The 24,245-nt window shown below is 57.9% G+C and carries 22 protein-coding genes; 15 read left to right on the top strand and 7 right to left on the bottom strand.

The genetic code is table 11. From position 1 onward, the window contains the following. Positions 1–10: 10 nt before the first annotated feature. The gene (gene dctP, locus TRM7615_RS12020; RefSeq protein ID WP_108787775.1) at positions 11–1,018 is read right to left on the bottom strand and encodes a TRAP transporter substrate-binding protein DctP; all 1,008 of its coding nucleotides are present in this window, start codon (positions 1,016–1,018) and stop codon (positions 11–13) included. Positions 1,019–1,060: 42 nt separating this feature from the next. Further along, positions 1,061–2,206 carry a Gfo/Idh/MocA family protein gene (locus TRM7615_RS12015; protein ID WP_235824077.1) on the bottom strand — a complete coding sequence of 382 codons (1,146 nt, stop codon included), beginning with the start codon at positions 2,204–2,206 and terminating at the stop codon, positions 1,061–1,063. 197 nt (positions 2,207–2,403) lie between these two features. Between TRM7615_RS12015 and TRM7615_RS12010 the strand changes: the two genes are divergently transcribed. After that, positions 2,404–3,057: a GntR family transcriptional regulator gene (locus TRM7615_RS12010; protein WP_108787773.1), complete on the top strand. Its 654-nt coding sequence runs from the start codon at positions 2,404–2,406 to the stop codon at positions 3,055–3,057. 250 nt (positions 3,058–3,307) lie between these two features. Here the strand turns inward: TRM7615_RS12010 and TRM7615_RS12005 are convergent, their stop codons facing one another. Then, positions 3,308–4,231: a LysR family transcriptional regulator gene (locus TRM7615_RS12005; protein WP_108787771.1), complete on the bottom strand. Its 924-nt coding sequence runs from the start codon at positions 4,229–4,231 to the stop codon at positions 3,308–3,310. 100 nt (positions 4,232–4,331) lie between these two features. Between TRM7615_RS12005 and TRM7615_RS12000 the strand changes: the two genes are divergently transcribed. From TRM7615_RS12000 to TRM7615_RS11980, 5 genes are read left to right on the top strand one after another with little or no spacing between them, the layout of a single operon-like run. Then, the gene (locus TRM7615_RS12000) at positions 4,332–5,522 is read left to right on the top strand and encodes a CaiB/BaiF CoA transferase family protein (protein WP_108787769.1); all 1,191 of its coding nucleotides are present in this window, start codon (positions 4,332–4,334) and stop codon (positions 5,520–5,522) included. Next, positions 5,519–6,460 carry a hydroxymethylglutaryl-CoA lyase gene (locus TRM7615_RS11995; RefSeq protein ID WP_108787767.1) on the top strand — a complete coding sequence of 314 codons (942 nt, stop codon included), beginning with the start codon at positions 5,519–5,521 and terminating at the stop codon, positions 6,458–6,460. The genes TRM7615_RS12000 and TRM7615_RS11995 overlap by 4 nt, the downstream gene beginning before the upstream one ends. Positions 6,461–6,492: 32 nt before the next feature. Next, positions 6,493–7,491: a TRAP transporter substrate-binding protein DctP gene (gene dctP, locus TRM7615_RS11990; RefSeq protein ID WP_108787765.1), complete on the top strand. Its 999-nt coding sequence runs from the start codon at positions 6,493–6,495 to the stop codon at positions 7,489–7,491. A gap of 1 nt (position 7,492) precedes the next feature. Beyond that, positions 7,493–8,023: a TRAP transporter small permease subunit gene (locus TRM7615_RS11985; RefSeq protein WP_108787763.1), complete on the top strand. Its 531-nt coding sequence runs from the start codon at positions 7,493–7,495 to the stop codon at positions 8,021–8,023. Continuing rightward, positions 8,020–9,306 (top strand): TRAP transporter large permease, encoded by a 1,287-nt coding sequence (locus TRM7615_RS11980; protein ID WP_108787761.1) that lies wholly within the window; start codon positions 8,020–8,022, stop codon positions 9,304–9,306. The genes TRM7615_RS11985 and TRM7615_RS11980 overlap by 4 nt, the downstream gene beginning before the upstream one ends. Positions 9,307–9,592: 286 nt before the next feature. Here the strand turns inward: TRM7615_RS11980 and TRM7615_RS11975 are convergent, their stop codons facing one another. Then, positions 9,593–10,501 carry a LysR family transcriptional regulator gene (locus TRM7615_RS11975; protein ID WP_108787759.1) on the bottom strand — a complete coding sequence of 303 codons (909 nt, stop codon included), beginning with the start codon at positions 10,499–10,501 and terminating at the stop codon, positions 9,593–9,595. Between the two features lie 46 nt (positions 10,502–10,547). On the opposite strand from TRM7615_RS11975, the gene TRM7615_RS11970 reads away from it, so the two are divergent. The 6 genes from TRM7615_RS11970 to TRM7615_RS11945 all read left to right on the top strand — a co-directional run bounded on the left by TRM7615_RS11970 (position 10,548) and on the right by TRM7615_RS11945 (position 18,352). After that, complete coding sequence (locus TRM7615_RS11970) at positions 10,548–12,047, top strand: aldehyde dehydrogenase family protein (protein WP_370739804.1); 1,500 nt, start codon at positions 10,548–10,550, stop codon at positions 12,045–12,047. Between the two features lie 75 nt (positions 12,048–12,122). Then, positions 12,123–13,106 carry a membrane dipeptidase gene (locus tag TRM7615_RS11965; RefSeq protein ID WP_108787757.1) on the top strand — a complete coding sequence of 328 codons (984 nt, stop codon included), beginning with the start codon at positions 12,123–12,125 and terminating at the stop codon, positions 13,104–13,106. Between the two features lie 5 nt (positions 13,107–13,111). Further along, a complete protein-coding gene (locus TRM7615_RS11960; protein WP_108787755.1) occupies positions 13,112–14,797 on the top strand; it encodes a hypothetical protein in 1,686 nt (561 codons plus the stop codon). Beyond that, the gene (locus tag TRM7615_RS11955) at positions 14,794–15,414 is read left to right on the top strand and encodes a DUF3726 domain-containing protein (RefSeq protein WP_108787753.1); all 621 of its coding nucleotides are present in this window, start codon (positions 14,794–14,796) and stop codon (positions 15,412–15,414) included. The genes TRM7615_RS11960 and TRM7615_RS11955 overlap by 4 nt, the downstream gene beginning before the upstream one ends. Before the next feature lie 14 nt (positions 15,415–15,428). Beyond that, a complete protein-coding gene (locus tag TRM7615_RS11950) occupies positions 15,429–16,439 on the top strand; it encodes an Ldh family oxidoreductase (protein WP_108787751.1) in 1,011 nt (336 codons plus the stop codon). 92 nt (positions 16,440–16,531) lie between these two features. After that, positions 16,532–18,352 carry a BCCT family transporter gene (locus TRM7615_RS11945; RefSeq protein ID WP_108787749.1) on the top strand — a complete coding sequence of 607 codons (1,821 nt, stop codon included), beginning with the start codon at positions 16,532–16,534 and terminating at the stop codon, positions 18,350–18,352. 72 nt (positions 18,353–18,424) lie between these two features. Here TRM7615_RS11945 and TRM7615_RS11940 read toward each other — a convergent pair whose 3' ends face one another. Continuing rightward, positions 18,425–19,324: a LysR family transcriptional regulator gene (locus TRM7615_RS11940; RefSeq protein ID WP_108787747.1), complete on the bottom strand. Its 900-nt coding sequence runs from the start codon at positions 19,322–19,324 to the stop codon at positions 18,425–18,427. Between the two features lie 101 nt (positions 19,325–19,425). Between TRM7615_RS11940 and TRM7615_RS11935 the strand changes: the two genes are divergently transcribed. After that, positions 19,426–20,262, top strand: coding sequence for a hypothetical protein (locus TRM7615_RS11935; protein WP_108787745.1), 837 nt, complete (start codon positions 19,426–19,428; stop codon positions 20,260–20,262). A gap of 2 nt (positions 20,263–20,264) precedes the next feature. Continuing rightward, complete coding sequence (locus TRM7615_RS11930; protein WP_108787743.1) at positions 20,265–21,005, top strand: sulfotransferase-like domain-containing protein; 741 nt, start codon at positions 20,265–20,267, stop codon at positions 21,003–21,005. Positions 21,006–21,036: 31 nt separating this feature from the next. Here the strand turns inward: TRM7615_RS11930 and TRM7615_RS11925 are convergent, their stop codons facing one another. Beyond that, positions 21,037–22,404, bottom strand: coding sequence for a multicopper oxidase family protein (locus TRM7615_RS11925; protein ID WP_108787999.1), 1,368 nt, complete (start codon positions 22,402–22,404; stop codon positions 21,037–21,039). Positions 22,405–22,556: 152 nt separating this feature from the next. Next, positions 22,557–23,009, bottom strand: coding sequence for a hypothetical protein (locus TRM7615_RS25335; protein WP_125133675.1), 453 nt, complete (start codon positions 23,007–23,009; stop codon positions 22,557–22,559). Between the two features lie 68 nt (positions 23,010–23,077). Between TRM7615_RS25335 and TRM7615_RS11920 the strand changes: the two genes are divergently transcribed. Further along, the gene (locus tag TRM7615_RS11920) at positions 23,078–23,986 is read left to right on the top strand and encodes a crotonase/enoyl-CoA hydratase family protein (RefSeq protein ID WP_108787741.1); all 909 of its coding nucleotides are present in this window, start codon (positions 23,078–23,080) and stop codon (positions 23,984–23,986) included. Positions 23,987–24,245: the final 259 nt, after the last annotated feature.

Below are 24,245 nucleotides of genomic sequence, written 5' to 3'. Positions count from 1 at the left end.
CAAATCTTGCTTAGTTGCCAAGCTCATTGATGCGCTCAAGAAGGCCCTCGGGCCAGCTTGCTGCGGCTTCGGACCCTACATATTGCGACTGAACATGGTCGCGGAACGCTGCCAGGTCAGGGGTGTAGATTTCAACGCCCTGGCTGCGGATGAACTCGGCCAGGTTATTTTCCTGATCCAGTTGTTTCAGTCGGCCATACGCGGCAGCTGCATCTGCAGCACGTTGAACAATCAGCTGTTGATCGGGCGACATTGCATCCCAGGTCTCTTTCGAAAAGGCGATGTAGTTCAGGTCAACCAGGTGAGAGGTCAATGCGATCTGCTTTGTCACCTCATAGAACTTCTTGTCGACCACGGTGGGAAGCGGGTTGTCCTGACCATCCACTGCACCGGTCGAGAGGGCGGTGTAAACTTCGGTGAAGGCCAGCGGTGTCGGTGACGCCCCAAGGGCTTTGCCTAGGAACTGCCATGCATCGGTGCCGGGCATGCGCAGGTTCACACCAGCGAGGTCCGCGGGTGTTTGGATGTCTTTTTCCTCACGCGTAAAGCGCAGGTTCACGTGGCGTTTGCCCAAGTACATCACTGACAGCAATTTGACACCCAGTTCGTCCTCGACTTTGGCCTTGAACGGGTCCATCAGCGGATCGTTAAAAACGCGCACCTGATGGGCTGCGTCTTGATGGACGTATCCGGTGGCAAAAATCGAAAACTCGGGGAAGAACTGCGCCAGTTCCTGAGCAGACGTGATCGACATCGTCAGGTTGCCCCGAGCGATGGCTTCCAGTTCGGCACCTTGGGCGAACATCGTGCCGTTGTAACCTGGTTTGTAATCCGCAAAACCCGCGACCATCGGGGCAAACACATCGGCGAGCGCAACAGAGCGTTGATCGGTTTCCGACCCGGATGTGGCCATTGTGAAGGTCATGCCATCTGCGCTTGCCGTGGTTGCAATACTGGTAGCAAGACCAAAGGCTGCAACGGACGCAAGCGCTGCGCGTCGTGTAAGTTTAGTGATCATGTCGTGTCCTCCCAAGACAATAGTTTGGCACGTATTGTGTGCCTAATTTGCGATTTTCGCTTTCGTTTCGTTTGTTTTTGTCGTTTGGCTCATGACTTTGCCCAACCTGTCGTCGCCGTCGGCCTCATCAAGGTGGATGAGGGTGTTGGTTTTCGCGGATTTCTGAATCGCATCAACAACGGCCAGGCTGCGCAGCCCCTCGCGCCCGGAGACCAAAGGTACCTCTTCGCCGCGGATGACAGCGGCGAAATGGGCCATTTGGTTGATCAACGGATCAGACGTATCCCGCGTGACCGAAGTGGCGGAGATGGGCGTCCACCAATCGCGACGCTCGTTGTGGGTCCATAGGGTCAGGTCGGGAACCGACAATGACCCATGGCTGCCGCCGATCTGATAGGCACTTTGCGAGGTTGTCGGGTAGATGGGGTACTCATGCGCCGTCATCTCCCAGCTCCAAGGGGCAACGATACTGTCCGAAACCGTGATCGTGCCAATGGCCCCGTTTGCGAACCTCAGCAAGGCGGCGGCTACGTCTTCGTTTTCATATCCACGGTCAGAGGGCGCGGCCTGAGCCTGGACGCTCACGATTTCCCCGCACAGATGCCGCAGCAAGTCGATGTCATGCACCAGGTTTACGGAAATCGGTCCGGCCCCAACCTGCTTTCGCCAGGGTGCCACGTCAAAGTAGGTGTCGGGCTTGTAAAACCAACAGGTCGCCTGAACCGCGCGCACAGCCCCGATCGTGCCGCGTTTGATGTGTTCATGGGCCTTGCGAATAAGCGGATTGTGACGCCGGTGATGCCCAACCAAAAGCGCGACATTTGCCTGTTCGGCGCTTTCGACCAATATCTTAGCCGCACGCAGATCATCCGCCAGCGGCTTTTCGATCAGCACCGGGATTCCTGCGTCCAGGCACGCGGCCCCTTGGTCAACATGCAGTTTGGTTGGTGTCGACAGGATGATCCCGTCAGGGGCCTGTGCTAGGATCATAGTATTCAGGTCGTCAAACCAGGGAACGCCCAGCCGTTCCGCCGCCACCTTTCCCGCATCACTTGGATCAACGACGGCGCACAGGGTCGTGTCGGACACTTGCGCAATGGCATCCGCATGACGTTGCCCGACAAGGCCGATGCCCGCAATGGCCAGGCGCGTTCGGATTGCCGCGTTGTTGTGTTTGGATGACGCCAAAAAGGTCACCTCCCCAAGTTGGACTGATTTCCCCGTTAAACAGGGAATCAATCGCGCGTTTCAGAGAGCCTAATCGTCATGATCGATCAAATCAATAATATCATATATTTTATACTTCGCCATAAATAATACGGAATTGTATGGTCATTGAAGAGATGTTATTTGAAAGGAAATTCCTTGTCTGATCGGGTTGCTCCATGGCCAAACCGCCGCCCACCGTTGGCTCTTCTACGTTCGAACGCATCAAACGTGACATCATTTTCGGCACACTTGCGCCCGGCTCGAAATTGAAGCTTGATGATCTGAAGACGCGTTATTCCGCCAGCGTCTCGACCTTGCGGGAGACGCTCAACCGGTTGGCCAGCGATGGTTTTGTCACCGCAGAAGAGCAGCGCGGATTTTTCGTGACGCCGGTTTCCAAGGAAGATTTACGCGAAATTGCCAGTCTTCGTATTCTATTGGAACGGCACGCTATACGGCTGTCGATTGCAAATGGCGATACGGACTGGGAAGGGGATGTTGTCGCTGCCCATCACAAGTTGCAGCGCATGGAACTCCAGATGCAGTCAGGCGACGAAACCGAAAAAGAAACTTGGAAGCGGTATGATTGGGAGTTCCACCTGTCACTCATTCGAGCATGCAACTCACAAAACCTGCTGTCTCTGCATTCGAAGATCTACGACAAATACCTGCGGTATCAGATGCTGGTCTTCACCTTCCGGGGCGAGGCTGCAGCCGCTGAGCATCAAGGTATGCTTGATGCAGCTCTGTCGCGCGATCCTGACACTGCAATCAGATTTCTCGAAGAGCATATCGACAACGGCTTGGTCCACACGCTCGAAGCAATGTAGAATACGGATTGATCCTGGCATATTGCCCACCAACGAATGTGTGACACACACATAACAGCGTCCACGTGGTTTATGTCACTTAGAAGGGCGCAGACAGCTTTTGCCAATCCCAATTCACTCTAGGTCGCTCAAGGTTGGCCCCTGAACAAAGCCGCGCCACCAAGGCGGGGAAGGGGGCATTGGTCGCGGCTTCGCCATACTGGGTTCATGGGAGAAGAGGTCAAATTTGGCCTATTCAGGATCAACCCGGCTAGTGTGCCAGAGTTGCACTCCAACGTTTCGTCTCTATTGCTTCGACTGTCAGTTCAACACACAACTGGCGCACGGCTTCAAAGGCAAAGGTCGCAGGGCGATCGCTCAACTCACCGATGTAGAGTGTCCGGTTGAGTTTGGGCTTCACAATAGGGCGGGTCACCAATTTGCCCGTATCAATGTGGTCTTTCAGGATGAACTCGGTCCCGACAAGACAGCCGATGCCCGACAGGAGAGAGTCACCAATTGCGACGATTGAGTTTATCTGGAATTGCGCGCGTTCCTCCAGTCGTTTGAGCAAGGAGGGGTCGTCCATCACGGCGCGCGTGTTCAACCCTTGTCGCAGGATGATGAGCGGCAGGTCGAGCAAGGCGTCAAAACTGATTGGGCCACGCCCGCCTACAACATCCGGCCGCCCCACCAATACCAATTCCTCGTCCAAAATCGGCTGGAATCTGAAACGCGGATCCGGAAGTTGGTTGTAGGTCAGCGTCAGATCCACTTCGGACGATGCAAGCTGAACGGTGGTCGAACCCGAAAAGATCTCGGAGAGATGCAAGCGGAGTTTCGGATAGGTTTGTGAGACACGCTGCATCAGGGGCACGCCGATCGCCTTGACAGCCGAATGGGCAAATCCGACCGAAATCTCACCTGCGACTTCGTTTTCGGCATCCCTGATATCAGCGCTGGCGGCCTGCATGGACCTTAAGATCATCCGCGCATGCTCGTATAAACGCGCGCCGGATGCGGTCGGGCGGACCCCCCTTAGCAGACGTTCGAACAAGGGTGTGCCAAGCTCGGCTTCGAGATTGGCGAGATGCCTGCTTAACGCAGAAACTGCGACCCTTTCGCGAACTGCGGCGCGCGCAAGGGCACCCTCTTCAAAGATTGCGGCGAAGTAGCGAAGTTGTCTGCTGTCCATGCTTTCTCAATATCAGAACGGTAGTGTATTAACATTATAATTTTAGGACTGCTGTCTTTGGATTACAGAGATATCGAGACTGTGTGCAGGGGGACGCCAGGTGCCAGATGAGTTCAAACCATTGCAGGGCATTCGGGTCGTTGAAATGACCCATATGATCATGGGGCCAAGCTGCGGTCAGGTTCTTGCCTACTTGGGGGCAGAGGTCATCAAGGTCGAACCCCCAGCCGGCGACAAGACCCGCCACCTGACCGGCATGGGGCGCGGTTTTTTCCCCAGCTTCAATCGCGGAAAACGCTCTATCACACTGGATCTGAAATCCCCTGCGGGGACTTCGACACTGGATAAGCTGTTGCAGACCGCAGATGTTTTCATTGAAAATTTTCGCGACCAATCGCTCGCCAAGATGGGTTTTGCGCCCGAGGCCTTGCGTCAGAAACACCCGAAGCTGATTGTCGCCTCTTGCAAGGGGTTCTTGCATGGGCCTTATCAAGATCGCACCGCGATGGATGAGGTGGTGCAGATGATGACCGGCATCGCTTATATGACCGGTCCGAAAGGTCGACCGCTGCGTATCGGGTCCTCGGCAAACGACATTATGGGGGGGCTCTTTGGGGCGCTAGCGGTGCTTGGTGCGCTGATGGAGCGTCGCGAAACCGGTACTGGGCGGGCTTTAAGGATCGGCCTTTTTGAGAACTGCCTGATGCTGGTCATGCAACATATGGTGCAGTTCGATCTGGATGGGCACGAACCGTCTCCAATGCCTGAGCGGGAGTTTTCCTGGCCAGTCTATGACATCTTCGACACGCGCGATCAAAGGCAGATATTTGTCGGCGCTGTGACCGAAGGGCATTGGATTATTCTGTGCAAATCATTGGGGTTGGAGCACTTGCTGGAAGATGCTCGTCTACAGGCCAAAATGGACCAGATTGAAGCCCGGGTTTGGACGCTTCCGATTTTCGCCGAAGCGATCAGGAAACACGACTTTGATATGTTGGTTGAGATTTTCGAGGCCTCTGGGATTCCATTTTCGCCAATCAATCGTCCGGCCGACATGTACCGGGATCCCCATGTTATGCGGCCGGGTGGCTTGCATCTTTCACATTTGCCCGACGGCCACACGTTTCGAGCACCGGGCCTGCCAATCGAAGTGGACGGCAACATGCCAAGCCCGACTTCACTTGATGTTGCGGACGTAGGCGATGACACGGACGCCATTCTGACCGAGATTGGACTGTCAGTTTCCGAGATACATGCCGCAAGCGGCAAGCCGCAGGAGAAATCTGTGTGAGCCGCCTGTCCGAAACATACCCCCCCGACAGGGTCGTGTTGCGTGAGGTCGGTTTGCGCGACGGGCTTCAGATGGTCGATCGCTACCCATCCACAACGGCCAAGACCGAATGGCTGCACCAGGAAAGTGCCGCGGGTGTTGGGCACTTTGAAATCGGTTCATTCCTTCCAGCCAGCTCTATGCCGCAATTTGCAGATGTTCGGCAGCTGATCGACGTTTGCGACGATCTCAATGTACATTCTGCAGCGCTTGTTTTGAACGATCGTGGGGCAGTGGATGCAGTTCAAACTTTGGTCGGTGAAATTGTGACGGTTGTTTCCGCAACCGAAGAACACAGCCAGGCAAATGCGCGCCGTTCTCAAAAGGAGGCGATTGCACTTGTTGGCAGAACCGTAGACTTGGCACGCAATGCTGAAACCCAGCCGGTAGTTCACGTCGGCATTTCGATGGCGTTTGGCTGCTCGATTGCTGGCGAGGTCGATCCAGACGATGTGGTGCGGATCGCAGTCGCATGTGCCGAAGCCGGTGCAAACGTCATAGGCCTAGCAGATACCGTTGGAGTTGCCGGACCCGATCAGGTGGGTGACGTCGTGCGGCGGGTGAAAAATGAACTGGGCAATGTCACACTGAGCATTCACCTGCACGACACTAGGGGGATGGGGATCGCCAATGCCTGTGCTGCATTGGACGCTGGCGTCCGGGTGATTGACGGCTCGTTGGCGGGTCTCGGGGGATGTCCATTTGCACCCGGCGCAACAGGAAACGTGGTCTTTGAAGACCTTGTATATCTTTGCGAGCGAAAGGGATTTGCGACCGGCATTGATCTGGAAAAGTTATTCTCTGTTCGCGAGATCGTAGCAACTGAGATGCCAAATGAACAATTTTTCGGTGGGTTGCCACGTGCCGGAACACCGCGCCAGATTAACTGGCGCGCCTGACACTAAACTAAAATGACAAAGTGGAGGAAAACATGAACATCCAGAAAACAGTGGCGGCCTCGCTATTGGCTGCATCAAGCTTGGGCACCGCAGTGTTCGCCGAAGCAACCGAAATGCGCTGCAGCCACCAGCTGCCGCCATCGCACCATATTGCGAAAGTGATTGACCAGTGGGCCGCCGAAATCGAAACCCAGTCGAATGGCGAGATCGATGTTCAGGTCTTTGGTGCCAACAGTCTTGTCGGTGCGCGTGAGAACATCGTGTCGGTGGCAAAAGGCAATATCGAATGTGCGTTTTCGATCAATCCGCAGTGGGGTAAAACTCTGCCAGTCATGAACGTGACGCTGAAACCTTATGCGGTCACCGATCTGGAAACGCTTGCCGCCTGGCCAGGTAGCGAAGCGGCCTCATTCTTGGAAGAGAAGCTGCTTGAAAAAGGCGTGCAAAACGCTGTGTGGCTCTTCACCACTCGGATGACCGCAATGACGTCAAAAGGGGCACCGTTGATCAACCCTGCCGACTTTGAAGGCGTGAAGATCAGGGGGCTGAACCCGGTCGCTGACGCCGGGCTGGTTGCGATGGGGGCAGCGCCCTCGGCGATGTCAGGCTCTAAGGTATATGAAGCGCTATCAACTGGTGTGATCGATGCCGGAATGACCGACATCGCCGCCGCGTATTCGCGGAAATACTTTGAAGTTCAGGACCATGTTACCGTTGTGCCGCTCTTTAGCGTGTTCTTTCATGGCTACTTGAACCCAGCCTGGTACAACGGGCTTACTGACGCCCAAAAAGCCGTCATTGCGGACGCGGGTGCAAAAGCAGCGGTTTGGGCTGTAGACGCATCGGAAGAGGCCTCATCCGCCGCGCCTTCGCAACTTGAGGAGATGGGTATGAAAGTCCATTTCCAAACGCCTGAAGAAGAAGCTGCCTGGAAAGAGTTGATGGCACCTGCGTTTGACGCATCCTTTGGCAGCGCGACTGGCGAGGACGGCGTTAAACTGCTCGAGCTGGTCAACCAGATCTCAAACTGACGTGAAGCTCGATCCTGAAACCACTGCTTCTGGGACCCTTGCGGTCTCAGGGGTAGAACGGGCAATACGCCTTGTCACGCTGTCCGGCGCGGGCGTAGCCGCACTGTTGGTGCTCATCGTCTTCGGGGTGGTCAGTTACAGTGTATTCATGCGGTATGTGCTCGGAACTCCGGTCACATTCTCGGACGAGCTCAATGGCTTCATCGTTGTGGCGATGGTTGCTCTGGGCGCTGGCGAAGTGCTTTTACGTGGCGAGCACTTTGGCGTTGATTTGCTTACCGAACGCGCGGGACCGCGCATGCAGTGGTTGGTTGAACTATGGGGGATGATCGGAGTGATCCTTGTGGCGTCCGCCATCCTCTACAGCGCCGTTCTCATGGTTCAATTTTCCTACGATTTTGGTGTCTATTCGGACGGATATCTGGGTGTTCAAATGTGGATCCCGCAAGGGTTCCTGTTGATTGGCATGGGTATCCTTATTTTGGCGGCAATGGCCCGCATCTTCACTCTTTTGACGGTACGCCGCCCATGACGACTTTTTTGATTTTGTCCGGTTTGATTGTTCTTCTTTTGACGGGCATGCCCATTTTTGCCGGTCTCGGTCTGACTTCGCTGATCATCATGCTGCTGACCGAAGGCAATGTGAACAGCGCCGCCGACACAGTCTTTGCCAAGCTCAACAATGGCCTTCTGACGGCCATCCCGATGTTTGCCTTCATGGCTCATGTGATGATCCGCGCGGGTGTTGTAAAAGACCTTTATGATGCGGCCAACGCGTTGGTCGGCCATTTGCGCGGGGGGCTCGGGGTCGCCACGATCCTTTCCTGTACCATCTTTGCGGCCATCTCTGGCTCTTCTGTTGCCACCGCGCTGACCATCGGTTCGACGGCCATCCCGCAGATGAAGCGCTTTAATTACCGACCTAGCTATTCCTACGGCGTGATCGCTGCGGGCGGCACACTGGGCATTTTGATCCCGCCATCGGGGCCGCTGATCCTCTACGCGATCGTGACCGAGGCTTCGATCGGGGCGCTGTTTCTGGCCGGGCTGATCCCAGGTATCATGATGGCTGCGATCTTTGCTGCCTGGGCAATGATCAGCGCCGGGTTCGGTGGTGCGGTCGTCGCTCAGCCCTTTGCGGGCATGGGTCTTATCTGGGCACGTATGAAGCAATCGATCTGGGCCCTGTTGATGCCACCGGTTGTTTTGGGCGGCATTTATTTGGGTATTTTTACCGCGACCGAAGCCGCAGCCATCGGGTGCCTTTATGCGCTGATCATCAGCGTCGTGATTTACCGTAACTTCGGTCTGCATGACCTTTGGCTCACTGCGTTCGAGACGGTGCGTACAACGGCCATGCTGTTCATGATACTGGCAGCAGCGGCGCTATTTGGCCACGCCGTGACGATCATCCGTCTTCCCATTGAAATTATGGAACAGGTCACGGCCATCGGTCTGAACCCGGCAATGTTTGTTGTCGCGGTGATGTGTTTGATCCTGGTGTTGGGCATGTTTCTCGAGACAATTTCGATCATTCTGATCACGACACCAATTGTCTTTCCGGTCATGGTGGCGCTTGGCATCGATCCGATCTGGTATGGTATACTGTTGATGATCAACCTCGAGTTGGCACTGATCACACCCCCTGTGGGAATGAACCTCTTCGTCATCAAAGGCATTGCCAAGGCTCCGTTGTGGGACGTCATTCGCGGCTCATTGCCCTATGCGGCGCTGATGTTTCTGGGACTGATAATCGTCTTTGCCTTCCCAGCCTTGTCCACGTGGCTTCCCAAAGTCGCTGGGTTCGGCGGATGAGTGACCGCGTCAAATTATCGGCTGCGCGAGTGGGTTAGCAAAACGTCCATAAACTCCGCTCTTTAGACCTTGGTCTCTATCGATATCGAGCAGGCACAGCGAAGACAGCTATGCGGGCTGCAAGCGCAGCATCACAGGACCAATATGAAGGTCTCCGATGGGCCGTTTGATGAACTTTGCAAAGTCCCCCTGAGGGTAAATCACACAATTGATCAAGGGTTCCAGTAACTGCCTTATGGGGGGTGCAGCACGGCAGGCCAACGACATGCGAAAGCAATCTTGGCGTTCATGAAACCGCATCAGGACCTGACTGCGGGAGTGTACAACTCCAATCCCGCGACTGGATAAACTCGGCGCAGTCCCGCGTGATGGACGCGTAAGGTGAGCGGGTTCGGACATACAAAAATACTTCACGCTGATCCGGCAGGTCCCTAATGGGGCGAAAAATGACGGATTGGGGCAGAAAACGGGTCACGGTTTGCGGCAGGATCGTCACCCAGTCTTTGGTCTGTACCATTGCGACCAACGACAGGGTGTTCTGGATCGTCACATCGGATATGCCAACCGCACTCAGAAAATCGGGCGTTTGGATCAGATCACACAGTGCGTTCTTGACGAACTTTCGGGTGACCACTTCGGCCAATGTTGGATGCTGCGGGGCCCGCGCCAGTGGATGATCTGCGGAGGCGATCAACCCAAAGGGGTCACGAAAAAGCGGAACGGCTTCGATCCCGTTCAACGGATGGTGACCAGAGGCAATGCCAATGTCTGCGCGCCCGCTCAGAAGGGCGTCCAACACCTGTGACGTATGGGTATCGCGCAGCTCGATCTTCACGCCGGGGAAGCGTTTCGTCATATGATCTGTTACGGCCGGAAACACCACCGCCGCCACCGAGGGGACCGAAGCGATGCGGATCTGCCCGTGGCGCGACTGTGCCGCGCCTTCGATACCTTGGATGGTTTCGTCGTAGGCGCGCACCTGTTTCAGGGCTTGTTCAAAGACCTCTTCCCCAAGGGCTGACAACTGTGCCTTGCGCTCGCCCTGAAACAGTTTGCGCCCCAGATGCTCTTCGAACTGCTTGAGGGTCATTGAAACTGCCGATTGCGTGCGGCCAAGGCGGTCGGCAGCCTCGGCCAGGTTGCCGGTTTGGGCCACGGTGCAAAAGGTGCGTAGAGTTTCCAGTTTGATCGACATGACTTCAGTGTTTCTGAAATAAGTTTGAGTTAATTGAATTTGACTGATGTGGTCGTCAAAGTCCATCCTGTTCCAAACTGAAATCTGTTGTCTGGGGCGTACCGTGACCAAACTGAACCTGATCGCTGGCGAATGGCTGGCGGGCGAAAGCGAAATCGAAAACCGCAACCCTTCGGATCTGAGCGATCTGGTTGGCATGTTCACTCAAGCCAGTGCCGATCAGCTCGATGCGACGCTCGATCAGGCACGCATCGCCCAGGCCGAATGGGCCGCATACGGGTTGGAGCGCAAGCAGGCTGTATTGAACGCCATCGGCAACGAAATGATGGCGCGGGCCGAAGAACTTGGCACGCTGCTCAGCCGGGAAGAGGGCAAACCGCTGGCCGAAGGCAAGGGCGAGGTTTATCGCGCTGGTCAGTTCTTTACCTACTACGCGGCCGAATGCCTGCGTCAGATCGGCGAAAACGCGGATTCAGTGCGCCCCGACATCGAAGTAGACGTGCGCCGCGAAGCCGTTGGCGTTGTCGCGATCATCAGCCCGTGGAACTTCCCCACGGCGACCGCCTCATGGAAAATCGCGCCGGCGCTCTGCTATGGCAACGCGGTTGTCTGGAAGCCGGCCAACATCACACCAGCCTCGGCTGTTGCCCTGACCGAGATCATTGAACGTCAGGACATTCCCAAGGGTCTGTTCTCGCTGGTCATGGGATCGGGTCGCTCTATCGGTCAGCGTCTGGTCGAAAGCCCCAAGGTCAACGCGATCTCCTTCACGGGGTCGGTCCCTGTCGGCAAGGGCATTGCCGCCGCCGCGATCCAGAACCTGACCAAGGTACAGATGGAGATGGGCTCAAAGAACGCGCTGGCAGTGATGGACGACGCCGATTTGGATCTAGCTGTATCGCTTGCCCTGGGTGGCGCGTTCGGCGGCACTGGTCAGAAATGCACGGCCTCGTCGCGTCTGGTGGTTCATGCCGGCATCCACGACGCTTTCGTGGAAAAGCTGGTGGCTGGTGCACAGGCGATGAAAGTTGGCCATGCCCTGGAAGATGGCGTTCAGATGGGGCCTGTGGTCAGTGAACAGCAGCTGCAGGAGAACCTGGCTTACGTTGATCTGGGCAAAACCGAAGGGGCCGAGCTGGCCTGCGGTGGCGCGCGTTTGGACATGCCGCATCAGGGGTTCTACATGTCGCCCGGCGTGTTTCTGAACACCACCAACGACATGCGCATCAACCGCGAAGAGATGTTTGCCCCTCTGACGTCCGTGATCAAGGTGGGCAGCTATGACGAGGCGCTGAGTGTCGTGAACGACACCAACTTTGGCCTGACCTCGGGGATCGTGACCAAGTCACTGGCCCGCGCTACCCATTTCCGACGCAATGCGCGCACGGGCGTCGTGACCGTGAACCTGCCAACCGCAGGGACCGACTATCACGTGCCTTTCGGTGGGCGCGGTGACAGCTCCTATGGCCCGCGCGAGCAGGGCAAGGCGGCGGCCGAGTTCTATACCACTGTCAAAACCGCCTACATCAGCGCAGGCCCGGTGTAAGCAAATTGCAAGGCATGCGCCCGGCTTAAGACGTTGGGCGCAGCTCAGATCGTGAGTGATCCAAGGGAGAACGACATGTCCGGGTACCTGATCGACGGGCTGCAATATGTGAACTGGTCGGAAAAGGTCTTTCGCCAACTGCGTGAGGGTGGCGTTGACGCAATCCACGTCACCATTTCGTACCATGAGAACTTTCGCGAAACGGTTCTGAATTTTGAAAAGTGGAACCGCTGGTTCGAGCAGTACCCCGATCTGATCATGAAGGGTCAATGGGCCAGCGATATCGACGTCGCGCGGGAAACCGGGCGTACGGCAGTGTTCTTTGGCTTTCAGAACCCCAGCCCAATCGAAGATGACATCGGCCTTGTTGAAATCCTGCACACCCTTGGTGCGCGGTTCATGCAGCTCACTTATAACAACCAGTCATTGCTCGCGACGGGATGTTACGAGGATGAGGACGCGGGCATCACCCGCATGGGCAAGCAGGTTATCAAGGAAATGAACCGCGTGGGCCTGGTGGTGGACATGAGCCACTCGGCGGATCGTTCGACCATTGAGGCGGCCGAAATCTCGGAACGTCCCATCGCCATCACCCACGCCAACCCTCATGAATGGCAGCCCGCGCTGCGCAACAAGCGCGAGAGCGTTATTCGCGCGGTGACGGAAAATGGTGGGATGCTTGGGTTTTCGGTCTACCCTCATCACCTGAAAGACAAATCCGACTGCACGCTGGACAGCTTTTGCGAAATGATCGCGCGAACGGCTGAAAAGTATGGGGCAGAACATTTGGGCATCGGCACTGACCTGTGTCAGGATCAGCCCGACAGCATCGTCGAATGGATGCGCGTGGGGCGGTGGACCAAGGAAATAGACTATGGCGAGGGATCTGCCAGCAATCCTGGCTTCCCTCCGATGCCCAGCTGGTTTGAAGACAACCGCCACTTTGGCAACATCCGTCAGGGGCTGAGTGCGACCGGTCTGAGCGCGGACGAAATTGACGGGATCATGGGCGGGAACTGGTATCGGTTCTTCGCTGAAAACTTCACCCCAAAAGGATAACGGTCATGGAAGCACCTGCGCAGACCACCATCCCCCGGCGAGACCCAGCGACAGTGATGCGCCTGTCGCGGTTGGGGTCGCTGCATCAATGCCGCCTGAGCTTCATGCGGCAGCTGACCCGCCGCATGGCGCAGGAAAACTGGAGCTTTTCGCGTCCGGTGTTTCGGATTGATGAAAACGGGGTGGGCTGCGCGGTCTATTCGGCCAAGGGGCCAGAGCGGACCTATTCGCTGGTGGCTTTTGCCCATGACCTGCCGCCCGAGATGCGCTCGGACCGGGTGATTGCCGAGGCCTGGGATGCCACATTTGCACTGTTTGACGGGGTTCCGACTGAGGCGGATATTGAACGGCTGTCACAAAACGTGCCGCTGCAAGAGGCAGGACGGGTCAGCGAGAGCGAGCTGTCGTTGTCACGCGCCAATCGCTCGGTGCGCCTGTGGGCGCATGTGGTGGATCGTCTGGCGGCAGGGCAGCAACCGGATTTTGACCAGATCGACAAGGTGGGCTATCTGATGCGCACCACGGCCGTTTACGGCTCGGGCAAATTTGGCGCTGCGGACCGGGAAAAGATCGCGGGTCGTGCCGAAGTTCAGGCCCCTTTTCAGGCCGAGATGCTATCCGTGTTTCTGACACGCACGTTTGTGCGGGATCTGGTGCAGCATATGGCCCGTGCCAAGGGGGGCGATGCGGCGGTTCCTCTGGATTTGGCCATCGCACGGCGATTGGGGATCGGCAATTCGACGGGATTGGGCATGGCGCCCTTCATCGTCAACCATCCCATCCTGTTCAACAACTGGATCATGGTGCGCGAAGAGGCCATTGCACGTGTGCGGTCGGTGAGCGAGGCGACCGAAAGCGAGGCGCAGGTGTTTCGCAGAATGCTGCGTCGGAGCGAAGTTTCGGTCGACCGCTGGCGCTCAGAGCATCCAATCCAGATCGAGAAACTGGCAGCGCTGAAAACCGATTTGTTGGCGCTCACCTCTCTTGTCGGCGCAGACGATTTGATCACTGATTATCCTTGGGACCGTTTGATGACTTGGGCTGAGGGGGCCCTGAGTGAAGAGGGGCAAGAACTCGTCGCTTCGCTGATCCTGGAACCTTACCCCGACCTTGTGGACGGTTTGACATCGTGCATGGCCGACAGCAACGGTGCGGCTTTTTCCATCGAAGGGTCGATGGACGTGACCGAGGTGCGTGACCTGATCCAAGAGAGCTTTGGCTGGGCATTGGATCTGGACTGGGACGCGCCCGAGAACTGCGCGCGGGCCTGGTACGTGTCCGAAGAGAAGCTGGAGCCGCGCATGGGAGAGCGATTTGACGAACCCATTGCCGACTATGAACAGCCCCTTGCACCGGCACGGGATGCGGTTTTGGCCCATCGGGCACTGAACGGTCGTCAGGGAACTGTCGCGGCCTTTCTGCTGGAGCATCCCGAACACCGCCACACCGTCCGACGCGCCCAAATGAGCCGGGTGGCGCCCTATGGCGAGATCCGCGACAACACGATCAGCGCACAGGTGCTGCCCATCGACATGCTGCGGGCAAAGCTTTCGTTCTTTGGGGCCACGCATTTCGATCCGCGTTCCGACCGCTGGGTGCGGATCTGCATGTACGCGGGCGCGCCATACCCCGAGGACCTGACGACCGAAACGGCGGACCATTGGGTCTATCCGCAGGAGGGCGCGGTGTGAGCTATTCCTTGAACGAGGTCGAAGCGACCGCCAAACGCGCCACACGCGGCGCGGGTTTTTCCTGGGGGTTGGCCGAAGACGCGGCCAAGGCAACCCGCTGGCTGTGCGCCCATGATGTGGACGGGGTCGGGCATCTGGCTGACTTGCTGGAACAGTCTGATTGCAGTTTGCACGCACCAAAATCCCTTGACGGGGTGTTGGCGGGCGAGGGGGACTTGTGCCCGCTGCGCACCGGGTGCCTGCTCTCGGACAGCGCGCATTTGCTGACCTCGCATCCAATGGTCATAGAGCGTGTCGCTTCTCCTGTGCTTCTGTTGCCCTTTGCTGCTCTGGCAGCGCGACAGTTGAAGACACCGGTGACGCTGGACTGTGATGGCATGACCGTCTGCACGGATGGCCACATCGTGTCGGCGACGGCGGATTGGCCTGCAATGGCCCAGACAGTGACCGTCACGCTTGGGGGCGACCTGCCCGTGTCTTCTGTGCGCAAAACCCGCGCAACACCACGCCCTGCGGATTGGAACGCCCTGAACCGTTTGGCGCACAAGACCTATGCCCCCGCCACCGAGGAATCCCGTCTGTTGGGTGCCGGTGCCGGGCTTTCCGACAACGACTGATAAAAGGCCACACCATGATCGAGACCCGCACGCTCACACTCGCAGAAATCGAAGATCTGTCGTTCCGCGCCCTAGTGGCTGCGGGCACGTCCGAGGCCAACGCAAGACCGCTCGCGGTCGCTACGGCCGCGACCGAGGCCGACGGCGTCGCCAGCCATGGCTTGGCCTATATCCCGATCTATTGCGAGCATGTGCAATGCGGCAAGGTGGATGGTGCTGCGATCCCGACTGTCGAAAAGCCGACGCCGGGTGTGGTAAACGTGGATGCGGCCACGGGGTTTGCCCATGCCGCGATTGACGCCGGTTTCGACGCCTTGATCCCAGCCGCGCGTGCGCAGGGTATCGCTGTGCTGGCAATTCGCAACAGCTATAACTGCGGGGTTCTGGGCTATCACACCTGGCGTCTGGCGCAGGAGGGGCTGGTCGGGCTTGGGTTCACCAATGCGCCGGCATCTATCGCGCCGTCTGGCGGGGCCAAGCCGGTCGTGGGCACCAACCCGTTTTCCATCGCGGTGCCGGGCACCGACGGTCAGCCCGCGCTGCTCATCGACCAAAGCGCCAGCACCATCGCCAAAAGCGAGGTCATGAAACACGCCCGCGAAGGCAAGGCGATCCCGGTTGGCTGGGCGCTTGATGCCGATGGCAATCCCACAACAGACCCGAACGTGGGCCTCAAGGGGTCGATGGCGCCGTCGGGTGGATACAAGGGCGTCGGTGTGGCGATTCTTACCGAAGTTATGGCCGCGGCACTGACCGGCGCAACACTTGGCGTGCATGCTTCGCCCTTCTCGGGAACTGCGGGCGGACCACCAAAAACCGGCCAAATGTTCATTGCAATCGACCCAAAGGCCACTGCAGGTGACGCTTTTGCCACCGGTATTGCCGGTCTCGTTCAAGTGATCCGTGACCAATCCGGCGCACATTTGCCCGGTGATGGCCGCCGGTCCAAGCGGCTGGCCGCACAGTCAAACGGTGTAGCGGTGAATGTGGCAACCTTGGAGAAAATCGAAGCCATCCTGACCTAAACCCAAGGTCGCGACGTCCGGTTCGGAGCGTGGCGGCCAGAATAACTCTCTCCATCCGAACCAAGGGACACGTGCGAACAGGGAGGAAACACATGTCAATCAAGCAACCCTTCACCGATCTGGAGATCAAGCGATCTTCGGGTGGGTTCTATGAGGGGCACAGCGTTGAAATCGCTTTGCTCAGCAAATCCATCATGGTCGCACTTGTGATCTGGGCGCTCGTCTGGCCTGCCAACGCCAACGGCGTTCTTGGCAGCCTGAACGGCCGTTTGTTGGAAACCTTTAACGGCTTCTACATCGTGATCGTGGGTCTTTTTGCCTTCTTCTTGTTCGTGGTGGCGTTGCTGCCGGGGACAGGTAAGAAAATCATGGGAACACCGGGCGAAGCGCCCGAATTCTCGAACTTCTCGTGGTTTTCGATGATGTTTGGCGCCGGTCTGGGTGTTGGTCTGATGGTCTTTGCCACGGCCGAACCTCTGGGTCTGTGGGGCTCCAACCCCGTCGTGATCTCGCAAGAGGTTGCTCCAAACACCGAAGCGGCGCTGCAGTCCGGCTATCGTTACACGTTCCTGCACTATGGATTCCATGCGTGGGCTATCTACGTGGTGACCGGGCTGTCGCTGGCTTACTATGCCTACACGCGCAACATGCCGCTGACCATTCGCACCGCGCTGACGCCTTTGTTCGGCAAGTTGATGAACGGTTTCCTGGGCCACGTCGTTGACGTCCTGGGCGTTGTTGCAACGATCCTTGGTGTGTCCGTGACCATCGGTTTCGGTGTGTCGCAGTTCATCGACGGTGTTTATGCGATCACCGGAATGGAATGGATGATGGACATGACGGGTGAAGCACCTGCTCCGGGTACGGTTGGTCTGCTTGCTGGTCTGATCGTAATCATGGGCCTGTCGATCATCTCGGCGGTGTCGGGGGTTGGACGCGGGGTGAAATACCTGTCGAACCTGAACCTGGTTCTGTCGTTGATCTTGCTGTTTACCTTCGTGGCGTTTGGTTCGTTCCTGTTTGCGATGACGACATATGCGTCGGCATTCGTCGATTATATGATGCACTTCATCTCGCTTAGCTTCGGCGCATTTGGACCGCAATCCGCGGCTGAATTTGCTGCTGGTCTGCCGAGCGAAGCAGCACCCTTTGCCGATACTCTGCGCGGTGGAGCAACCAACGCTTGGGGATCCTTTGCAGGCTTCAAATCGGGTCTGGAAGGTGACGCGGCAGCGCTGTCGGATGATGTCCTGATGGCGGCTTATGCCGCTGGTGAACCTGCGCGTCAGTTCGGCTGGCAAGCCGGTTGGACCACTTTCTACTGGGCCTGGTGGATTGCCTTCTCGCCCTTCGTGGGTCTGTTCCTGGCGCGTATCTCGAAGGGTCGCACTGTGCGCGAGTTCATCGTGGGCTGTGTCTTTGCCCCGGCGCTTGTCTGCTTTGCCTGGATGACAATCCTGGGCGGCACCGCGATCGACCTGGAACTGACAGGCGGCGCAGAGGGCGCAATCATTGGCGCATCAAACACCGCCAAGCTGTTCGTCACTCTGGGGCAGATGATCGAAGGTGGCCTGCTGTCCGGTCTGACCATCATGTGTGTGGTTCTGATCATGACCTTCCTGGTAACTTCGGCAGACTCGGGCATCCTGGTGATGAACACCATCATGTCGGGTGGCGACCAAGAGGTCGGCAACAAGCACAAGATCGTCTGGGGTCTGATCCTGACCGCCGTGATCGGTGCGCTGATCCTGGCTGCGGGTGAGAACAATCCGATGGACGCCTTGCGCAATGCGATGATCATCGGCGCGTTGCCATTCACCATGGTCATGGGTCTGATGTGTGTGGCCTTGGCCAAGGCGCTCTATCGCGACAGTCACCGCGATAAAGCAGGCGTGGCAGAACCCGCCGAGTAATGTGAGCAGGGCCGCCGAACTTGGCGGCCCGAACCAAATCAAGGCCGCAGGGGTGAGCACCCTTGCGGCTTTTCATATGTCGGACAGGGTTTTCAGCGCCGCCAGGCAGGCCTGCGCCTTGTCGTTGCGTTCGCCATTTCGGGTCAACCGGGCATAGATCCCGACATCTGTCGCGAACCAGTCACCCGGCAACCCAACCAGAGCCCCCCGATCCAGGTACCCGCCGACAAATCCGCGCCACCCCAGGGCCAGCCCTGCGCCCGATGCCGCCATTTCCAGCAGATAGACATAGTTGTCGTGCGCGTCGCATTCCGTCCAACCCGCAGTTTCTGGATGCGCTGCCTGCCATCTGGCCCAGGTGGTCCAGCCCAGGTTCTTTTGCTGCAGTTCCAACAGGCCCGGAGGGGCGGCCTCGTTCTTCAAAGCCGCCATCGCCTGCGCGATCACCTCGGGCGTGCCCACGGGCTTGACTTCTTCCCGGCAAATCAGCACATGGTCCCGGTTGGGCGCGGTGCGGGCGTATTCAAAGACGATATCGGCGCCGGTTTCGATGGCGGCTCCGATCAGATGGTATTCCGCGGTCAGAAACCGCAGCTCGACCCCTTTACCCAAGGCGCGCCTCAGATCGCGGTAGCGGGGCATCAACAGCAGGTGCGACACCGCGTGCGAACTGGCCAGCGTGACCTCGGGCGCGGTCTCGGCCACCGTATCCACCGCCTGTTGTAACCCATCCAACGCCTGCAAGGCCGAGGCGTAGAACCCTTCACCTGCAGGGGTCAGGCGCACATCATGGCCGTCGCGGTGAAACAACCGCGTGCCAAAGCGGATCTCAAGATTGCGGATGTGGCGGCTTATGGCAGGCTGCGAGGTGTTGAGCTCTTCTGCCGCGCGCGCAAAACCCTTGCGTCGGGCCACGGCCTCGAACGCGATCAGGGCCGAGATCGAGGGGAGGGCATATCGTCGGTTAGTCATATCAAAATTGATATGGTTCCTGACCTGCGAAAGCAATGGATTTGCCACTGAGGTTGCGACAGCATCAGGTCATCTGACGTAAACAATTCGGTGTCCACACCATGAGCCAATATCAAAAGCCGCCGAAGTGGCGCGACCCAAAGGTGAAACTCTTTCCTTATCAGGTCGGCTTCACGTGTCCACCGCATGATTTTGATGCGGCCCCGTCAGATTTTTTGCGCATGGCCCCGCGCAGCGTCGGCGTGCATGGCCGGATGCTGCATGTGCCGGATTATGAACACCGGCTGGATCAGCGAAAAAAGAACTTTGGCCTGCTCGAAGAGTTCATGGAGTGTATGGCCAACAATGGCGCGGACGCTTGCGGGCAGGTGGGGTCGAACTGGGTCCATGCCAGCGGGCTGGGGGTGGAAGGCATCCGCCAGCACTGCGAGATGCTGTCGGATAAATACGAGACGCCGTTTCACATGGCTGGCTACGCCATGGTCGAGGCACTGCGCGAACTGAACGTGGAAAAGGTTGCGCTGAACGCCTGCTATCACCCGTCCAGCTGGTACCAAGGCACCGTGGGGTTCCTGCGTGAGGCGGGGTTTGATGTTGTCTGGGCCGGGAATTTCTTTGATCAGGGGTGGTTCGCCTCTCAGCAAGACGTTGATGATTGTATCTGGTGCTTTGATGAGGATCTGATCTGGAAATCCTTTGACTACACCGCTGAACAAGCCCCTAACGTTGATGCCTACCTGATCAACGGCATGAGCAACTATCGCCGCGCCGAAGACGGGATCGCGCAGCGCCCGGTCCATTATGACGCCGCACTTGAGGAGCGGTTGGGCAAGCCAGTCGTTGGACACGACATCGCGCTTTACTGGCGAGTGTTCAAAACACTGGGTCTGGCACCTGAAACACGGCAGGGCCGCCTGTTGTCGTCGTTGAAAGGATAATCATGCACAAGATCGTTGCCCTTTGGGCGGTGCCCCGGTCGACCTCGACCGCGTTTGAATGGATGATGCGGCAGCGCGGGGATCTTGATTGCCTGCACGAACCCTTTGGCGAGGCATGGTATCAGGGCGAAGACCCGCTTTGGCCACGCTTTACCGCAGGGGAAAAGACCACACCCGGTCTGACCTTGGAAAGCGTCTGGAACGACATCCGGGCGCGGGCGGAACAAGGCCCGGTATTCATCAAGGACTTTCCGCATTACATCAACCATATGTGGGATGCCGAGTTCCTGTCGCATTTCACCCATGCCTTTCTGATCCGCGACCCGGCCAAGACCATCACATCGATGTACAACAAATGGCCCGATTTCGATGAGCTGGAGGTGGGTTTCCCGGAACAGCGGGCGCTCTTTGATCTGCTGACGGCGCTCAACGGAATCGCGCCCCCAGTGATCGACAGCGACGATCTGCTTGAAGACCCGCACCGCATGACCCGGACGTTCTGCGAGGCGGTCGATATTCCGTTTCTGCCTGATGCGCTGAGTTGGGAGCCGGGTGGTGATCCGTCGGCGCACAGTTGGTGGGACGGCGGGTCATTCCATGCAAACCTGGCCAAATCGACAGGGCTGACGCCACAAAAGCGCAAATACGTGAATCTTGAGAACACGCCCGAGCGGGTACAGCGGGTGCATCGGCGGATGAAGCCGCACTACGATCACCTCTATTCGAAACGTTTGGGGGATTAGGGCGCAAGGCAGATCGCCCTGCGCGCCCAATTCAGGTCACATGCAACCAGGTTCGCATGCCTGCGGCAGCATGTGACAGCATATGGCAGTGTAGCAACCACTTGCCCGGCGCGTCGGCGCGGAACGCGATTGTGCGCGTCTCAGCCCGCGCCATCAACAGCGTGTCGCGCAGGGGGCCAAAGCTGCCATCTTCCAAGACCTCTTGGAAGTGCTGGCCGTGCAGGTGCATAGCGTGGGCAAAGGCGGTGTCGTTGACCATCTCGATCATCACTGTTTCACCTGTGCTTGCGCGGAGCAGCGGTTCGTCCGGCATACCAATCACACCGTTGAAGGCCCAGGCCTGACCCAGTTGCACCATCTCTTGAATGCTCAGACGTTGTCCTTTGAAGGTCGCCTCGCGCAGGCCGCCCATGGCGCCACCCTCCATCTTGAGCGGGACCTTGCGCGCATCTTTGACCGTCGTCAGTCGGTGATGTGGGTTATCGGGCAGGGCGGGGATGTTTCCCCGCCGGGTGCTTGAGCCGGAAACGGGCATCTCGACAATCGCAAAGACACCGTCGCGTTCATGGCTGGCGATCAGCGCGTCTTCGCCCTCATCAGCTGTGACGTCGACAACCAGATCGACCCGTTGTGCCGGCCCCATGAACAGCCGCTCGGGCGTTTGTGGTTGCAGCAATGGCATGCCGTCGAAGGCGACGATCTTGCCCTCTAACCCGATCAGGCTGATCTCCATGATCCGGTCGGTGGCCACATTGATCAGGCGCAGCCGCAGGCGGGCGTTTTTGCGGACAGTGGTCACTTGAGGCACGCTCACGGCATGAATGAAGTTCCCCAACCGCCCGGCGTGTGTCCAGTCATGCGGACGATCGAAGTCCTCGGAAGTCTTGCCATCCTGGGTCAGCCGCCAGTCATCCAGCACCATCGTCAGGTCGTGATCCACATCTGGCGGTTCGGTTTCGTCCACGATCAACACACCATAGAGGCCACGCGCCACTTGTTCGGTCGATTGATGGTGCGAGTGATACCAATAGGTGCCCGCATCGGGTGGCGTGAAACTATAGGTGAAATCCCCGCCGGTCTGGACGGCGTCCTGGGTCATACCGGGCACGCCATCCATCGCATTTGGAAGGCGCAACCCGTGCCAGTGAATGGATGTGGGCGTGGGCAGTTGGTTGACCAACTTGCGGGTCAAGGCCTGCCCCTGACGCAGTCGGATCAGCGGGCCGGGCACCTGTCCGTCAAAGCCCCAGACCTCTGTTTCGGGGTATTCATCGGGCAGCAGGCGGATCTGTCCGGGCCGTGCGGTCAATGTTGGGACAGAGGCTCGCGCGGTTACAGGCAGCAGCGTCGCCGCCGCAGCCGAGGCCACAAAGCTGCGACGCGTGAGGCGGGTGTTCATGTGGTCCGTCATGGTCTCGCCCTCTGACAAGTGGTGACAATAGGCATGGCATTTGGGGGCGCGTCAGGCGCACTTTTGTTCAATCTAGCAGTTTGCATCGAGTTTTCTCGAATTCGTTCGAAATTTCACGCCGGGAGGCGTGGAGGGATCGGTCACGAGCAAAGACGAGGAGGTGGCGGATCGAACTCTGGTCGAACGCCAGCAGCCAAGGTGAGGTAAGCCACCTCGGCAACAGGACCAGGCCGTTCAAGAGCGGATGCAGGGACGAGCGGAGTAGAAAGCTCAGCCCCGCACAGATTGCCCTGACAGCCTGTGTCATTGTCCGACCCTTGGCAGATCATCCCTGCCGGGCAATGTGTTTCGGCCTCTAGCGTCATGCCCATGGAAGGTGCGGGCGAGGCCCAGACCAAAAGCGCAATCATGAGCACGCCAACCAATCCCAACAAATCGGGAAGCCGTGCGTTCAAAGCCAAAGTGCGCTTTTTCTGTGGGTTGGGTCTCATCTTGTTCGCACCATCTGCGCGGATCTGAGCCGGGTCAAGCCGCCCATCTGCGGCAAAGCCGCCGTGCTTTGTGACGTCGGGTCGTGGGGTGCGTTTCGCCATGTTCCCATTGACGCACCGTCAGGCCCGCAAAATCATGGTCGCGTATTCATCCGGAGGAGAGAGACGAGATGCCCGAGTTTACCACCCTGAGAATTGACCATGATCCGGATGAACCTCGCATTGCGCGCCTGTTGTTGAACCGACCCGAACGGTTGAATGCGATCTGTGATGAAACACCGGGCGACATTCGCGCGGCCGTGGAATGGGCAGAAAACAACGAGCAGGTGCATGTCATTATTGTCGAAGGTGCGGGCAAGGGGTTCTGCGGTGGCTATGATCTGTCGGCCTATGCCGAGCAGGACATCGACCACCCGTGTCAGCAGGAAAGCTATCCCTGGGACCCGATCGCGGATTACGCGGTGATGAAGAAGAACACCGAAGATTTCATGACACTCTGGAAATGCCGCAAACCCACCATTGCAAAAGTGCATGGCGCCGCAGCGGCTGGTGGCAGCGACATCGCCTTGTGCTGCGATATGCTGGTGATGGCGGATGATGCCCGCATCGGATACATGCCCACGCGGGTCTGGGGCTGTCCCACGACGGCGATGTGGACCTATCGCTTGGGTCCGACACGGGCGAAAGAGATGATGTTCACCGGCAACTTGATCAGCGGCAAACAGGCCGCCGAATGGGGGCTGGCAAATTACTCCGTACCCGTTGATCAGCTGGAGGCCGAGACTATGAAAATGGCCCGTCGGATCGCTGGCGTCCCCTCGGGCCATCTGGCGATGCACAAGATGGTGGTCAATCAGGTGATGCTGACCATGGGGCTGGAGCAAACGCAGATGATGGCGACCGTCTTTGATGGCATCACTAGGCACAATCCCGAAGGGCTCTGGTTCCGTCGCTATGCTCAGGCCGAGGGGTTCAAGGCCGCCGTGGAATGGCGCGACAGCGGCAGACCGATTCCCGAAGGTGACGAAGCACGCGCGTTAATCCGAGAAATGGAAGCCCGGGCAAGGACGTCTGATTAACACGTTCAGCAGCTGAACCTCTGCTGCGGGGAAAATTCGGAAATTGTCTTCAGTTTTGAAGATTCCAAGGTCGACGATCCCCGCAGTCTCCCAATGAGCCTTGACAAGTCGCGGGCACGGGTGAAACCCTGTTTGTATCGGGAGAGAAAAAAGTTCTTATATTTTGACCTGTTGCAGGTGCCTCACACGAAAGTGTGGGCTTGTGCTTATGGATCGAAAGTCATTACGAGGACCTCCCGAGAGCGAAAAAGAAACTGGG

The sequence above is a fragment of the Falsiruegeria mediterranea M17 genome, assembly GCF_900302455.1.
Classification (GTDB): Bacteria; Pseudomonadota; Alphaproteobacteria; order Rhodobacterales; family Rhodobacteraceae; genus Falsiruegeria; species Falsiruegeria mediterranea.
This window is presented reverse-complemented; position numbering and strand designations above follow the sequence as displayed.

What these genes read in the sequence shown, in the direction of transcription:
- TRM7615_RS25335 (WP_125133675.1), bottom strand. Translation starts at nt 23,009, where the DNA reads ATGGCGAAACGCACCCCACGACCCGACGTCACAAAGCACGGCGGCTTT.
- TRM7615_RS12010 (WP_108787773.1), top strand. Translation starts at nt 2,404, where the DNA reads ATGGCCAAACCGCCGCCCACCGTTGGCTCTTCTACGTTCGAACGCATC.
- TRM7615_RS11925 (WP_108787999.1), bottom strand. Translation starts at nt 22,404, where the DNA reads ATGAACACCCGCCTCACGCGTCGCAGCTTTGTGGCCTCGGCTGCGGCG.
- TRM7615_RS11920 (WP_108787741.1), top strand. Translation starts at nt 23,078, where the DNA reads ATGCCCGAGTTTACCACCCTGAGAATTGACCATGATCCGGATGAACCT.
- TRM7615_RS11960 (WP_108787755.1), top strand. Translation starts at nt 13,112, where the DNA reads ATGGAAGCACCTGCGCAGACCACCATCCCCCGGCGAGACCCAGCGACA.
- TRM7615_RS11935 (WP_108787745.1), top strand. Translation starts at nt 19,426, where the DNA reads ATGAGCCAATATCAAAAGCCGCCGAAGTGGCGCGACCCAAAGGTGAAA.
- TRM7615_RS11980 (WP_108787761.1), top strand. Translation starts at nt 8,020, where the DNA reads ATGACGACTTTTTTGATTTTGTCCGGTTTGATTGTTCTTCTTTTGACG.
- TRM7615_RS11965 (WP_108787757.1), top strand. Translation starts at nt 12,123, where the DNA reads ATGTCCGGGTACCTGATCGACGGGCTGCAATATGTGAACTGGTCGGAA.
- TRM7615_RS11930 (WP_108787743.1), top strand. Translation starts at nt 20,265, where the DNA reads ATGCACAAGATCGTTGCCCTTTGGGCGGTGCCCCGGTCGACCTCGACC.
- TRM7615_RS11940 (WP_108787747.1), bottom strand. Translation starts at nt 19,324, where the DNA reads ATGACTAACCGACGATATGCCCTCCCCTCGATCTCGGCCCTGATCGCG.
- dctP (WP_108787765.1), top strand. Translation starts at nt 6,493, where the DNA reads ATGAACATCCAGAAAACAGTGGCGGCCTCGCTATTGGCTGCATCAAGC.
- TRM7615_RS11950 (WP_108787751.1), top strand. Translation starts at nt 15,429, where the DNA reads ATGATCGAGACCCGCACGCTCACACTCGCAGAAATCGAAGATCTGTCG.
- TRM7615_RS12005 (WP_108787771.1), bottom strand. Translation starts at nt 4,231, where the DNA reads ATGGACAGCAGACAACTTCGCTACTTCGCCGCAATCTTTGAAGAGGGT.
- TRM7615_RS11945 (WP_108787749.1), top strand. Translation starts at nt 16,532, where the DNA reads ATGTCAATCAAGCAACCCTTCACCGATCTGGAGATCAAGCGATCTTCG.
- dctP (WP_108787775.1), bottom strand. Translation starts at nt 1,018, where the DNA reads ATGATCACTAAACTTACACGACGCGCAGCGCTTGCGTCCGTTGCAGCC.
- TRM7615_RS11970 (WP_370739804.1), top strand. Translation starts at nt 10,548, where the DNA reads ATGTGGTCGTCAAAGTCCATCCTGTTCCAAACTGAAATCTGTTGTCTG.
- TRM7615_RS11975 (WP_108787759.1), bottom strand. Translation starts at nt 10,501, where the DNA reads ATGTCGATCAAACTGGAAACTCTACGCACCTTTTGCACCGTGGCCCAA.